This is a genomic window from Nocardia abscessus NBRC 100374 (assembly GCF_000308455.1).
In the GTDB taxonomy this organism is placed as follows: Bacteria; Actinomycetota; Actinomycetes; order Mycobacteriales; family Mycobacteriaceae; genus Nocardia; species Nocardia abscessus.
The window spans coordinates 11,149-24,919 of sequence record NZ_BAFP01000266.1; the positions used below are offsets into that span (position 1 = coordinate 11,149).

Consider the following 13,771-nt stretch of genomic DNA (forward strand, 5'->3'; position numbering starts at 1 on the left):
AGCGGCGCCCCGCGAACACGGTCTCGCGTTGTCCGGCAGGATGTCACCGGCTACTGTCCTCGCCGCAGGAACCCACGCCGAGGACAGTATGCCGTGGTAGTTCCGCGCTACGCGGACGCGGCGACCCGCCAGTGCCGCGCCCGTGTCTGGGCGGCCCACATCGCGCTGTAGCGCCCCTCATTCGCCAGCAGCTCGGCGTGGGTGCCCCGTTCGGTCACCCGGCCGCCCTCCAGAACAAGGATCTGATCCGCTGCCACCACGGTGGAAAGCCGGTGCGCGATCACGACGACCGTCTTCTCCGCGACCAGCGCGTCGATGGCGTCCTGGACATAGACTTCGCTCTCGGTATCCAACGCGGCGGTCGGTTCGTCCAACAGAACTATCGGCGCGTTCTTCAGAATCGCCCGGGCGATCGAGATGCGCTGGCGCTCCCCGCCGGAAAGCGCGCCACCGATCTCGCCGACCCGGGTGTCGTATCCGTGCGGTAGCCGTTCGACGAAGGTGTGGACATTGGCCGCCCGCGCCGCAGCCTCGATCTCGGCTTGACTCGCCTCGGGCGCGCCGATCGCGATGTTCGCGCGGATCGTGTCGTCGAACAGGTACACATCCTGGAAAACAACCGCGATATGCCGGTAGATCTCCACCGGATCGAGCTCCCGGAGATCGAGGCCGCCGATCCGGATAGCGCCGCTATCCGGGTCCGCGTAGCGGGTGAGCATCCTGGTCACCGTCGTCTTGCCCGATCCCGAAGGACCCACTAATGCCGTGAGCGAGCGCGCGGGAGCGGTGAAGGACACTCCGCGCAGTACCGGTGCCCCCTCGGAATAACCGAAGTGCACGTCGTCGAATGCGATGTCGTAGCCGGTGATTCGCGCCGACGGGTCGCCCACCGGAAGTTGCGGGGTATCCAGCACCTCACCGACACGTTCCAGCGCCGAGTCGGTGATCTCGAATATCGCCGACAGATTGGACATTGTCGACATCGGCTCGGCGAATCGTACCGCCGCGGCCACCACGGCGATCAGCAACGCCGTGGACATCTGCAGATCGAGCACCAGGGCAGCGCCGAGTGCCACCATCCCCACCAGACACAACTGGACGACGCTGGAAGCCAGCAGGCCCGGCCAGGTCAGCCGCTTCTGCATGGATGCCATGGCCTCGTTCTGCTCTTCGAGGGTCTCGACCAATCGCTGAGACGCGCTGCCGACCTGCCCGGTAGCGCGCAGCACCGGCAATCCCTGGACATATTCGACCACCCGGCTCGCTGCCGCGGCATCGGCCGCGTCGAGCCGACGCGAGCCCGCTCCGGAGATCTGCTGGATACGACGGACGAAAAGCACCGCGAACGGTACCGATACCGCGAGCACCACACCCAGGCGCCAATCGATACCGACGATGATCACCCCGATGACCGCCGGGACCGTCACCATCTGGATGAACAGCAGCGCCATCGAGGACGAACCCATCGTGGCGTTGGCGACGTTACCGCCGATCACCGTGGTGAGGTCGCCCGCGGACCGGCGCTCGAGTTCGTCCTGGGGCATCGTTCGCAGTTTTTCGCCCAGTCGCAAACGGGCAGCCTCGAGCACATCGGCCCACCGGCCGAACTCGAACCGGAGTTGCCCATAGTGGAATACGGCCTGAACCACGTAGCACGCGACCAGAACACCGAACCAGATCCATACGGTGGTGAAGTTCACCTCCGGCTGACTCAGCTCGTACAGCAACGGAATCAGCGCGGCATAGGCACCCGCCTGAGCGATCGAACTGATGAATGTGTACCACAGGGTGCGGCGGAACTCGTCCCGATAGTCCCCGGCGGCAAGCAGCATCAGCCGCAGGATTCTTCTCATCGCTTCGTGGCCTCCTCGTTCTTGCCGCTGCCGAGACCCCATCCCCGGGCGCGCTGGTGATGCTCCCAGAGCCGGGCGTAGCGCCCACCGGACGCGAGCAGTTCGGTATGTGTGCCGGATTCGGACACCCGGCCGGATTCGAGTACCACGATCTGATCGGCGTCGACGATCGTGGACAGGCGGTGCGCGACCACGAGCACGGTGCGACCGCGCGTGAGCGCGGCGATCGCGTCCTGGATGGCCGCCTCGTTCTCCGGGTCGGCGAACGAGGTCGCCTCATCGAGGATCACGATCGGAGCATCGGCGAGCAGCGCCCGGGCGATAGTGATCCGCTGCCGTTGTCCGCCGGACAGCCGCGCCCCCCGCTCACCTACTGGCGTGTCGTAGCCCTGGGGTAGTTCCGAGACGATGAAATCGTGTGCCTGGGCTGCCCGCGCCGCGGCCTGTACCTCGGCATCGGTGGCCGAGGGACGCGCGAGCCGGATGTTCTCCGCCACGGTGTCGGAGAGCAGGAACGGATCCTGGAAGACGAGTGCTACATGACTGAGCAGGTCCGGAGACGCGATTCGGCGGACATCCACCCCGCCGACGAGCACTTGCCCGGAATCTACATCCCAGAACCGTGGAATCAGCCGCGCGATCGTCGATTTGCCCGAGCCCGACGGTCCGACCAGTGCACAGACGGTGCCACTCGGGACCGTCAGGTCCACTCCGTCCAGCGCGGCCCGGTCCGCGCCCGCGTAACCGAACCGGACAGACCGGAAGACGATCGACCCGTCGGCCGGGGACTGGGGCTGGTCGGGCTCCGGCAAGGGTGCGATATCGAGCAGCTCGACGATGCGCACGGCACCGGCTTTGGATTGATTGATCAGGTTGGACAGGTTCATCAGCGGCACCACCGATTCCACCGGAAGTGTCCCGATGAGGATCGCCGCGAGCAGTTGCGCCGGTGACATCGACCCGGTCGAGGTCAGCCAGATACCCACCATGAGCACGATCAGGATGGTGGGCAACGGTGCCACCGTCAGGTTGGCGAAGATCATCGCACTGCGGTTGTTGTTCTGCCAGGCGGTGGTCGCCACGTTGAACTGCCGGACCCGGTCTACGAAGCGCCGGAACGATACCGTGCCGTCGTCGAAGGTCCGCACCACCGGCATGCCCTGAACGAACTCCACCACCGCGGTGTTGATGGCCTCGTTGGCCTCGTCGTAGCGCCGCCGGGTCTCGGCGTAATCCCGCAGCGTCAGCTGCATACCGATGAACACCACCGGCAGGAACAACACGACCGCCAGCAGCAGCCGCCAATCCACGAAACCCAGTGCCAGTAGCGCCGCGATGGGCTGGGCCACTGTGAAACCGGCCAGCGGTACGGCATCGGCCACCGCCATATGCAAGCCGCGAACATCGTCCTGGACGATCTTCTTCACCGCCCCGGAACCCAGGCGCTGCGCCTCACCCAGGGGAACGCGGCCGAGATGCGCGGCGAGATCGGTCCGCAAGCGCTCCTCGAGATCGAAGGAGGCCAGGTGCGAGAGGAGGAAAGACCATGCCCGCAAGGCGAATCGGATGAGGAACCCCACCGCGGCCAGCACCAGAAGGGCTACTACCGCTCCGGTATCAGTGTCGGCGTCGAACAGCTCCCACAGCGCCAGAGCTACTCCCACGAACCCGGCCACCCCGGCCACTGCCCCCAGCGCGGCCGCCGCCAGTGCGACGCCGAGCCGTCCACGGACCGGCTCGGTCACTCGAAACAGGGCGCTGCCGGGCTTTGTCTCAACCACTTCCGCGGATTCTTGCCCCACCTCATCTACCTGGAGCGATGCCCCGGTACCACCCATTATCACGGCTCCTGTCCGTTACCTACGAGAAGCTCCCGCCGACCCCTTCGGCAGCACGGCACCCCCGGCCATCGCAATCGAGGTCCCACTTCATCATCCCGACAGTCATGGTTCTTGGAAAACGATTGTCATTGTCGGCTATGCGCACAGTAACACACCGCCCCAGCCGAAGCGGCCCGCTCGAGCCACCGCTCTCCACGGCCCACACGTACACGCACGCGTCGAACATGCCCGCGACACAGGCCATCTCGGCGCAGGACCGGATGACCGACGCGGCGCCCCGAACTAGCGGGCGACAACGAGATCGGGTTCTGCGCCGCGGTCATGCGCACCGCCTCACCTCGTGGATCACCGGCCATCAGCGTGGCTCGGCATGTGGAGAGGGCGCGATGACCAGGTCCCCGTCCACGCGGACCGCGCCCGTGCCCGCCTCGTGGAGTTCGGCTGCAACAGACCCGCGATCGCGCCCGAACCGGTCAACACACCCGCCAACCGCACCCGGCCCGCCACCGGCGCGGCCAGTTTCCAGAAGGTCACCCGCTCCCCCACCGCGCGAGACTCGGTATGCCGCATTGCCGCCTCCACGAGCTACTGCTACTCGGCCGAGGAGCCTGTATGTTCGCCGACAGGCTGCGGCCCTTCGTGGGCGCGGACTTCGGAGCCTGCAGGCGGACACTTCCCGACGGCGGGCTGCGCCTCGCTCTGCTCACCGGGTATCGGCAGAGGCCGGTCGGCGGGCAGGATCGCCACGGCCGCCACCGAGCCGAGACCGACGAACAGGGCCGCGATCAGCAGGGCGGTGGTGTACCCGTCGACGAGGACGGTCCGGTTCGTGTCAGCGCCGATGACATTCCCCGCGATCGTCACCAGCACGGCCAGACCCAGGGACCCGCCGAGTTGCCGCGAGCTGCTGAGAATTCCCGACGCCAGGCCGGCCTTTTCGGCGGGCACCCCGGAGACTCCTGCCATACCCATCGCGACCATAGCGGCACCGATCCCGACACTGCACACCAGCGACGGGCCCAAGATTCCTGTCACGAATCCGGTCGACTCGGTGGCCTGCGCGAACCAGACCAGTCCCAGCGCACCCACCATGCCGCCCGCACCCATCACCGAGCGGGCGCCGATGCGGCCGACTACGACCTGGGCGATCCGCAGGCCGACGACCACACCCACACAGAACGGGAGGAAGGCCAGGCCGGTGAGGGTCGGGCTGTAATCGAGCACCCGTTGCAGCAACTGGGAGACGAAGTAGAAGCTGGCGATCTGACCCGACACCAACATGAACCCGAAGACGGTCGCACCGATCAACCCCCGGCGACGCAGGAAACCCAGCGGCACCAGCGGTTCACCCGCCCGCGACTCCACTATGACGAAGACCGCCAGGGCGACTACCCCGAGCCCGAACAAGCCGAGTACCCGCACCGACGACCAGGCATACTGCTCGGTCGAGATCACCGCCGCGACAAGTGAAGTCATTCCCACCGTGACCGATGCGGCCCCTGCGACGTCCACCGGCCCCCGGCGCGCGACGATATGGTCACGCACGCCCCGCCGCACGGCGACCACCGCCGCGACCACGAACACCAGGTTGACCCACATCACCCACCGCCAGCCGAGGTAGTCGGTCAGCAGACCGCTCATCACGACCCCGAACGCCCCGCCGGCCGCGCCCGCGCCACCCCATACCGCCATCGCCCGGGCGCGTGCGGGACCTTCCGGAAACTCCGAGGTCACCAGGGACAGCGCCATGGGGGCGAGGGTGGCCGCGGCGGCCCCTTGCAGCGCCCGGGCGGCGATCAGATCCCATCCGAACTGCGCCGCCCCACCCCAGGCGCTCGCGATCCCGAACACCACCAGGCAGCCGAACAGCAATCGCCGACGCCCGATGAGATCGGCCAGTCGGCCGCCCAGCAGCATCAGGCCTGCGTAGGGCAGCAGGAAAGCATTGATCACCCAGCTCAACTGCGATGGGCCGTAGCCGAAGGCGGAATCGATCTCGGGCAACGCGACATTCACGATCGACAGATCCAGGGAAACCGTGAACATCACCAGGAAGACGACTACGAGTGTCGCGCCCGAATGGCCGGGTTCGCGCGTGGTCACTGCAACCTCCATAATTTTCTAACGCGTGTTTTTATTATGGTTAGCACACCCTAACCCGCGCTGTCGAGAGCGCGGGACGCAGAATGGACGATCGTGCCGAACCCCGCACCCCGCAAACGCGGCCGACCGGTTCGCCTCGACCGCGAAACGATCCTCGCCGCGACCGGCCAGATGCTCACCGCCGACGGGGCCAAGACGTTCAGCATGCGGCGACTCGCCGACCGCCTCGGAGTCAGCACGGCTGCGATCTACCACCACTTCCCCACCAAAGGCGCGCTGTTCTTCGCCGTTCTCAATGCCCGCGCCGACGAACTCCGTCGGCCGGAACTCCCCGCCGACCCGCGAGACCGACTGGCCGCGATCGTCACCTATCTCATCGACACCCTGTATGAACTGCCCTGGGTGGTCGACATCCTCGTCACCGGCGAGACCTATGGCCGCGCGGCGATGTGGATCCTCGACGAATTCGTCACCTCCGCAACGGCCCTGGGCGCCACCGATGCGCAGGCGGTGTACATGTACTCGGTGATGTGGCGTTTCACCCTCGGTGAACTCACCAGCCGCAGGACGGCCGACGAACGCTCCGCCGCCGCCCGCCGCGGCCGATCGCCGGCGCACTGGACCGAGTTCGCCAGCCCGGAGCTGCTCGGCGACTACCCATCCGTCGTCCGCTTGCTGCCGCAGTGGACGACCGTGATGGACAGCTACAACTCGGCGAAAGCCGCCCGCGACATCATCGACGGACTGGTCGCGAACCTCGGATCGACAGGCAGCAGCTAGCACCCACCTGCCCGCCGCCACCCCTCTCGGCCTGGACAGACCGCCGAGTTCAGAACTTGCCGGTGTGGTGTTCGATTCGGTGCCCGAGTCGGGCGGCGAATTCGGTGATGAAGTCCTCGGTGAGGGGAGGCCAACCCCAGAAGTCGAAGGCGAGGGTGCCCAGGGCGAAGTGGTCTGCCCATTGCCAGGTGATGATGGAGCTCGGTGTGGTGCAGGAGGGGCAGATTGCTGCGCCGGTGCCTGTTCGTTTCCAGGCGTCGATCGCGTCCGAGAACGGCTGCCACACGGCGGGATCGGCTTCCCATCGTTGCGGGTAGTCGATGATCACGGTGGCGGCCTGGCAGCGTGGGCATACCGCGGAGGCGGGTTCGATGCCGCCCTGTCCGGGATAGTGGTCGTGGCGGCCGACGATGACGGCGACGGGGCCGGGGATCCAGTCGGCGCCCCATTCCTGGGTGATCTGCGGCCAGTCGGGGCCTGGCACATAGCCTTCCTCGACCTGGAGGCTGTACATCGCGTCGCGCGAAGTCTCCCGGAGCAGCCATCGCCGCGACACCATCCAGTCCACCATGCGCGTGGCCAGCGTGCTCGCGTCGGCCGAGGCTACATCGAGGTCGACGATTCGTTCGAAATAGTCACCCACACCTGCATCCTGCCACCGAGAACCGACGCCCGTACCCGAGCCGGCGGGGCGCTGAACGGCCTTCATCTGATTCGAAACCAAACATTCCGGGTGTAGAGCAATGTGCGTGGGCCGGGCCGATAACCGATGGCCCGATATAGGCGCGCGGATGTCGGGTACGCATCGTCGCCGCGGGGCAGGATGACCGAGTGGGTCGCTCCGAGTGCCAGCCCCAAGCAGTGTCGCCGATGTGGAACCGACGCTCGGGCGACCAGACACGCCACGCCAGCGATTGCAGGCGAACAAGATCCTGCACCCCTTCGAAATCCCGTCGTACGACCATGACGCCCCTCCGCTCCGCCGTGACCGCATCCTCGAATCAAGTCACACGCCAGGCAAGCCGTTTTCGGATTCGGTCCATCCCCAGCGGTAGCCGGAGCGCGTCGATCGGCGGTGGGGTTCAGTTTTGGGCCGCTCGCGCGTGAGTGAGACGGTAGGAGTCGTGGTCAGCGCCTTATTGGTGGTGCTCCGGTTGGAGGTTGCGCACTGCCGGCGCGACCCAAGTGGTGAGGTACGCGCGGAGTTCGGCACCGCGGCGGGGAGGTCGTCCCGGGTCGAGGACGAAGGACTGGACGATGCGAAGCATGTGTTCCACGAGCTCATCGAGACGGGCGCTGTCGATGCCCGCCTGGTCCCAGTCGACGGCGAAGCGTTCGAGGATGGAACGACCGAAGGCGAGCGCGGTGTCGGAGGTGACGCCTGCCGAGAAGGTGCCGGAGCGGGCGGGGGTGAGCAACAGGCTGAGGTATCGGTCGCCGGGGAGGCATTCGAGGGTGTAGGCGATGCCATGGGCTTTCCGTTCAACTGGATCAGCAACCTCGACAACGACCCGGGCGGCACCTGGGATCCTCTGATGAACATGGGCGTCATCTACTGGATCTATCCCAACTTGATCCTGGCCAACAGCCCGGTCGGTGTGGAGATTCTCGACATGCTGCCCGCCGGTGCCCCGACCAGATGCACTGTGCGCCATAGTTGGATGGCCAAGATCACTGCCACCAGCGACGAGCAACGCGCGGTCTACGACGAGATCTACTCCCAGGTCCACGCGGCGGTACGCGACGAGGATTTCGCCATGCTGCCCCAGTGCGGTGAAGGCGTACGCCACGGCCAACACGACCACATGCTCATCGGCCGCAACGAGATCGGCGTCCAGCACATGATCAAGACCTTCGCCGCCGAACTCGGCGTCGCCCTGGACTGAACGGCCCCCAGAGCCGCGAATAGCCGCCGACTTCGACACCTACCAAGCATGGACCGAACGCGAAATTCCGGTCGTCATCCTGCGGCCCAGCACCACCGCCGACTGATCGTCCGGCACGACAGCGGGCGAAACACGCGAGCCATGCCACGGCATGTCGGCTTCTCCTCCTCCACAAGCTCGCGCATCCAACTACGAGCAGGCCGAGCGCGGCGAAGGCGGAAGAAACACGTCGTGGTTCTCCCGCCTCTGCCGTAATTGCTACAACCCGAGGATCTCGTTGACTTTCGCGACGATCTGATCGAGCGGAACGTTCGCCTCGATCACTGTGCCGTCAGCGGGGTTGATCAGATCCAGGCGGGTGCGGGTGAGCTTGGAGTACGTGACTATCCACTTCCCGTTCACCTTTTCATAGCGATCGTGGTAGTTGCCGTAGCCGTGCACCCCGAGCGTCCCGCCGAATATGAGTACATCCTCCATTCTCCAGTCGGCCTCGGCAGTCGTCGCGGACTTCAGCTGGATCGCCGGGTCGAAGCCTTGATGGTGGGTGTCGGCGCCACCGATCGTGAGCCTCAGGAAGGCGATGAACGGGTCCCTGCCGACGAGGATGGGGCCGCCGCTGCCCGTGGTGTCCACCACGACGGCGGGATCGAGGAGTTCGCGCAGGGCCGCCCAGTTCTTCGTATCGATGCTCTGGAAGTAGTTTGCCTTGAGCTGCTTGATCGCTTCGATCTCAGCGACCGAGTCGACCGCCGAGAAAGCGCCCGATGGCGCCGAGGGTGCCGGCGGCTCGGCGTTGGCGATCGAGACGCCGACGGCACCGAGCATTGTCACCGTGCTCAACGCCATTGCGGCGCGCAGTAAGCGTCGCTCGCCCGGTCCGGCCGGGAACCTACGATGGTTTTGTACAGACATATCTCTTCTCCTCTTTGAGTGGGACGTGTCGGTTGCGAGGGACACCCCATCGCGGATTGACGACTGTCCCTTTCGGCCCTGGAAGCTCACAGGGCATTTCCTCGCTCGGTGCACCGCACGTGAGATTCATATCGTGTGATGCGTTTTCGAGCTGGAAGTTTTCTGCCGACGGAAGCAATGAAAGGCAATCTTTCGCCATTCACGGCAGCATTCGAATTTGCGCGCGTTCTCACTTGATAGGTCCTGTCGCCGTGATGCACTTGGCAGGCAGATGGGTGACGACAGAGCGGCCGGCGATTTCGCGCTCCGTTAATTCTTTCGACGGGGCTGCGCGCCCGTTCGGTAGCCGGGATTATTCCGGGCCTGGGTGAAGAAGTGGGCGGCGCGGCGGAGAGAGTGTTCGACGGGTTCGGGGGTCCAGCCGAGTTCGTTGACAGCTTTGCTGTGGTCGAGTGGTGACATCAGTTCGGCCATGCGTAGTCCGACGGCGGCGAAAGGCAGATCGCGGCGTAGGAGACGGGCGGCGAGGTCGTTGCCGCGTGCTCCGGCATGCAGCAGCGTCGGCGGTAGGCGCAGGCGCGGGGGCGCGACACCGGCAGCGGCGGCGGTGATCTGGTAGATGTGGCGGTTGCTGAGGTAGCGGTCGGAGATGATGTAGCGCTGGCCGGGGCGGCCGCGGTGAGCCGCGAGGATCATGGCGCGGGCGGCGTCTTCGATACCGACGACTTCGGCTGAGAAGTCGAAGTAGCAGGGGAATCGTCCGGCGGCGACTCGTGCGATCAGCGAGCCGTGTGGTGTGGGCGCCCAGTCGCCGGGTCCGTAGGTGGTGGAGACGCACATCGCGACCGCGGGGAGTCGGTGCTCCCGGGCGTAGCGCAGCACCAGGTCTTCGGCTGCGACGCGGGCGGCGATATAGGGGCCGCCGTCGCTCCAGTTGTGCGGGTCGTCTTCGGTGACGGGGCGCTCGTTGCCGATCGCCATCGTCCCGGTGGTGCTGGTGAAGACGAACTTATCCGGTTTCGCCGCGGTTGCCGCGTCCAGGACGTGGCGCAGCCCTTCGACGTTGGTGCGGAACAGCGGAGCGGGGTCACGCAGCCACATCCGCGCGTCGACCACGCAGTAATAGACGACGTCGCACCCTTTCATCGCGGAGCCCAGTGCGGCGTCGTCGAAAATATCGCCGTAGCGGCGTTCCACGTCGAGGTCGTCGATGGCGCGGGTCGAGCTGGTGGCGCGCATCATCACTCGCACGTCTTCCCCGTCGGCGACCAGTCGGCGAGTGACGTGGCTTCCGAGGAATCCGCTGGCGCCGATGACGAGCTTCTTCGGCCGTGCCATCACGTCTCCGGACGGTCGGTCGGGCGGGACAGCTCGGTGATCAATCGGGTCAGGGTGAGCGAGGCGAGTTTCCAGGCGCCGTGCTCCCGTATCCAGCGCTCGTGGTAGTGGCCGTATCCGGTCAGCGTCGCCCCGTTGTCCCACAGAATGCGGTCCTGCATGGCCCAGACGACGCGAGCGACATCGCCGTCGACGTCGATCAGCGGTGTGTGAACCTGATGACAGGTCTTGGCCCCGGTCAAAGAGGCGCGGATCATCGCGACAGCAGAGTCTCGCCCGACGATCACCGGGACGCCGGCGTTGCCGTCGCTGACGTCGAGCCGGATGTCTGCGGTCATCAGTTCGCTGAAGGCGTCCCAGTCCTTGGCATCGACGGCCAGGCAGTATCGCGCTTTGGCCTGGGACAGTTCATGGACGGCGTCGAGGATCTGTGGTGTGGTCATCGCTGTTCCTGAGGATTGGAGGTGGCGAACGAGCGGATCAGGTGATGCTGAATCCACCGTCGACGGTGATCGTCTGATTGGTGATCCGGGCGGCGGCCGGGGCGGCGAAGAAGCCCACCGCAGAACCGATTTCCTCGGGCTCGACCATGCCCAGCGGCGGCATGCGCTGCGCGGCCGGGCCTTGCGGTGTGGGACCTCTGGCGGCCATCGCCCCGGGAGTGATCACTCCGCCGGGCATCACGGTGTTGACCGTGATGGCGTGGCGGGCCAGTTCCATTGCCGCCGCACGGCTCAGCGCGAGAAGGGCTCCTTTCGACCCGGCATAGGAGCCCAGTCCCTCGACCGCCATACCTTGCAGGGCGGCCGAGGCGATATTGACGATCCGCCCGCCCTGCCCGGCAGCGATCATCGCGCGCGCGATTTCCCGCATCATCAGAAGGGGGCCGCGCGCGTTGACGGCGATCACGCGGTCCCACTCGGCGACGGTGGCCTCGATCAGCGGTTCCCGGTCCTGGATTCCCGCGTTGTTGACCAGCAGCCACGGAGCGCCGTTTCGACTGATGATGCTCGCGCACGCCGCGACCACCGAGGACTCCTCACTCAGTTCGACGTACACCGACTCGGCCTCGTGGCCCGCATCCCGCAGCTGTTCGGCTCGGCTCTCGGCACCCGCGGCGTCGCGATCCGCGACGACAACCCGTGCGCCGGCGCGGGCCAGCACTGTCGCGATCCCCGCGCCGATTCCGCTCGCCGCGCCCGTCACCACCGCTACGCGGCCGTCCAGCGTCGTTGTCATCGGCATCGCTTCCTCGCCAGAGCCCGAACCCTCGGCCCACCTGTATCGAATATTCGATAGAGACTATCGAATATTTAGTTTCCTGAACGTAGAGCAGCGGGCGAATGGAGTCAAGATGCTGAGTGCCGTGGAGGAGGGCGCCTGGACCTCCCCCCGTTCGCGGTGATCACCGCGCCGGTCCTGGATCCATGAGGCCATGTGGCACTACTGATCTCGGTGCACCTGCTCGTTGGAACTCGCCTCCGAACGCGTCGACGCGATCGGACGCCATCCGACCAGGAAGGCGGCCACGACCGCGGCCCGGCCCGGCCTTTCCTGAACCCGGGCCGACGGACCCGCGCGCAGGCGACGGGCGGACCCCCGCGCGGGTTCCGCCCGTCGCCTGCGCGCGGGGTCTTACAGTCCGAACAGCGGGCCGAGTACTGCGGAGTCAGCCGACTGGACTGAGGTCGGCACCGACCGAGGGGAAGGACGACATTCCACTGCGGAAGGCTTCGGTCATCCCGACGGAGACGACCGGGACCGCTGCGGCGGCCAATGCGTGGGCCTTGAATGCCTGAGCCGCGACACTCAACCGATGCACTACCGCATCGACCTGATGCTCCGGCGGCGACCGCCAGCCCTCACCCCAGACCACCACCTCGACGCCGCCGTCGTTCAATGCCTTCGACAGACCTCGGCGCGCCCGGGAGTCACGCTCGCAAACCTCGGCGGCGACCGCGAGCGCGTGCGGCTGACGACCCTGCCCGCGCGAGGCGAGCACCTGCTCGAGTTCCAGCACTTCCGCGCCGAGGATGCGCAGCGGCCGGGTGTCCGACAGCTCCGCGACGAGCACCGTGACGTCCCATCCGGCGACGGAGCGGTCGAACAGCCATCCGCCCGCGTGCTCGACGACATCGACGACGCTGGAAGCGACGACGTCGAGGCGGTATCTCATCGTCCCCCACCCGGAGCGAAGTCGCGGGCCGGCGGCCGAGTGTACTCGCGGAACGCCCCGGCCAGCGGGATCGAGTGGTCGAGCATCCATGAGCTGTCCATTCCATTGATGTGCGAGCGACGATTTCCACAGCCCGAATGCCAGGGCGAAATGGGGCCGGTGCCGTCCGATCTCCGGTGCGCTCGATGACCTCCGGGTTACGACCATTGCTGCCACCGGAACAATCCTTCAACCGGCCGAACGCTCCATGGCCGCGGCGTCGCCGACAAACGGGCCGACTTCCGGTCGCTCTTGAACGGACCGGCTAGGCTGATGTCTATCGACTATTCGATACTTGGTATCTACTAACTGATGAGACCGTAGACAGTCCGCAGAAGGGAGTCAAGAGGCAGAGGCCATCCCGCACCGGCTTCGCGCATGGACGACGTCATCGAACTGCCACCCCGAGCGATGACCTGCTCCACCGCGCCGCCTCGCACGGGAGGTGGACGGACGGGTCGCTCCGAGCGAGCCTGCAGCCGCATACGGCTATCGCGCGCCGGCCGACTTGCGTCCCTTGACGCACATCCCGACATCGAACTATGGTTCGGGCCATCATCGATTATTAGATATCCAGCTATCTAATAATCGATAGCCTTACCTGGTTTGAGCCCTTCTCGTGCACGAACCGAACCCCCGCTGGTGACCCGGAATGCCAAACTCATCAGCTCGAACCGCAACGAAAGAGTGCAGGTATAGCTCGACTCCACCCGGCAACAGGGACTCTTCGATATGTGTGGGCCGGGCCGACGGGGCCCCTCGGTGCGGCGGTCGGCTATGCGGCCTTTGCCCCGACCGCACCGACGAATGCGCCGTCGCGGTCCTTGCCCAGCTATCGAGACG

General features: G+C 66.2%; 10 protein-coding genes and 2 pseudogenes. 2 read left to right on the forward strand and 10 right to left on the reverse strand.

The window, feature by feature from the left end; translation table 11 throughout:
- Window positions 1–107 precede the first annotated feature (107 nt).
- The 3 genes from ON19_RS33370 to ON19_RS33380 all read right to left on the reverse strand — a co-directional run bounded on the left by ON19_RS33370 (window position 108) and on the right by ON19_RS33380 (window position 5,797).
- On the reverse strand, window positions 108–1,853 hold the full coding sequence (locus tag ON19_RS33370) for an ABC transporter ATP-binding protein (RefSeq protein ID WP_043702086.1): 1,746 nt from the start codon (window positions 1,851–1,853) through the stop codon (window positions 108–110).
- Window positions 1,850–3,634 (reverse strand): ABC transporter ATP-binding protein, encoded by a 1,785-nt coding sequence (locus tag ON19_RS33375; RefSeq protein ID WP_063709524.1) that lies wholly within the window; start codon window positions 3,632–3,634, stop codon window positions 1,850–1,852. The genes ON19_RS33370 and ON19_RS33375 overlap by 4 nt, the downstream gene beginning before the upstream one ends.
- Window positions 3,635–4,285: 651 nt before the next feature.
- Window positions 4,286–5,797 (reverse strand): MFS transporter, encoded by a 1,512-nt coding sequence (locus ON19_RS33380; protein WP_051169563.1) that lies wholly within the window; start codon window positions 5,795–5,797, stop codon window positions 4,286–4,288.
- 93 nt (window positions 5,798–5,890) lie between these two features.
- Between ON19_RS33380 and ON19_RS33385 the strand changes: the two genes are divergently transcribed.
- Window positions 5,891–6,577 (forward strand): TetR/AcrR family transcriptional regulator, encoded by a 687-nt coding sequence (locus tag ON19_RS33385; protein ID WP_043702090.1) that lies wholly within the window; start codon window positions 5,891–5,893, stop codon window positions 6,575–6,577.
- Window positions 6,578–6,626: 49 nt separating this feature from the next.
- Here ON19_RS33385 and ON19_RS33390 read toward each other — a convergent pair whose 3' ends face one another.
- Entirely contained in the window at window positions 6,627–7,220 is a 594-nt protein-coding gene (locus ON19_RS33390; RefSeq protein WP_043702189.1) for a hypothetical protein, read from the reverse strand.
- 493 nt (window positions 7,221–7,713) lie between these two features.
- A pseudogene (locus ON19_RS43045) lies at window positions 7,714–8,076 on the reverse strand (TetR family transcriptional regulator); the annotation flags it as partial.
- On the opposite strand from ON19_RS43045, the pseudogene ON19_RS39430 reads away from it, so the two are divergent.
- Window positions 8,047–8,463 (forward strand): annotated as a pseudogene (locus tag ON19_RS39430) (SRPBCC family protein); the annotation flags it as partial. The pseudogenes ON19_RS43045 and ON19_RS39430 sit on opposite strands and share 30 nt — an antisense overlap.
- A gap of 258 nt (window positions 8,464–8,721) precedes the next feature.
- On the opposite strand, the gene ON19_RS33405 reads toward ON19_RS39430, so the two are convergent.
- The 5 genes from ON19_RS33405 to ON19_RS33425 form a co-directional block, all read right to left on the reverse strand.
- Window positions 8,722–9,465: a nuclear transport factor 2 family protein gene (locus tag ON19_RS33405; protein WP_157229963.1), complete on the reverse strand. Its 744-nt coding sequence runs from the start codon at window positions 9,463–9,465 to the stop codon at window positions 8,722–8,724.
- A 219-nt stretch (window positions 9,466–9,684) separates the two neighbouring features.
- Window positions 9,685–10,713, reverse strand: coding sequence for an NAD-dependent epimerase/dehydratase family protein (locus ON19_RS33410; RefSeq protein ID WP_051169565.1), 1,029 nt, complete (start codon window positions 10,711–10,713; stop codon window positions 9,685–9,687).
- Entirely contained in the window at window positions 10,713–11,156 is a 444-nt protein-coding gene (locus ON19_RS33415) for a nuclear transport factor 2 family protein (protein ID WP_227954787.1), read from the reverse strand. Before ON19_RS33415 ends, ON19_RS33410 begins: the two co-directional genes overlap by 1 nt.
- Window positions 11,157–11,193: 37 nt before the next feature.
- A complete protein-coding gene (locus ON19_RS33420; protein WP_043702205.1) occupies window positions 11,194–11,952 on the reverse strand; it encodes an SDR family NAD(P)-dependent oxidoreductase in 759 nt (252 codons plus the stop codon).
- A 430-nt stretch (window positions 11,953–12,382) separates the two neighbouring features.
- Window positions 12,383–12,889, reverse strand: coding sequence for a hypothetical protein (locus tag ON19_RS33425; RefSeq protein ID WP_043702096.1), 507 nt, complete (start codon window positions 12,887–12,889; stop codon window positions 12,383–12,385).
- Between the last annotated feature and the right edge of the window lie 882 nt (window positions 12,890–13,771).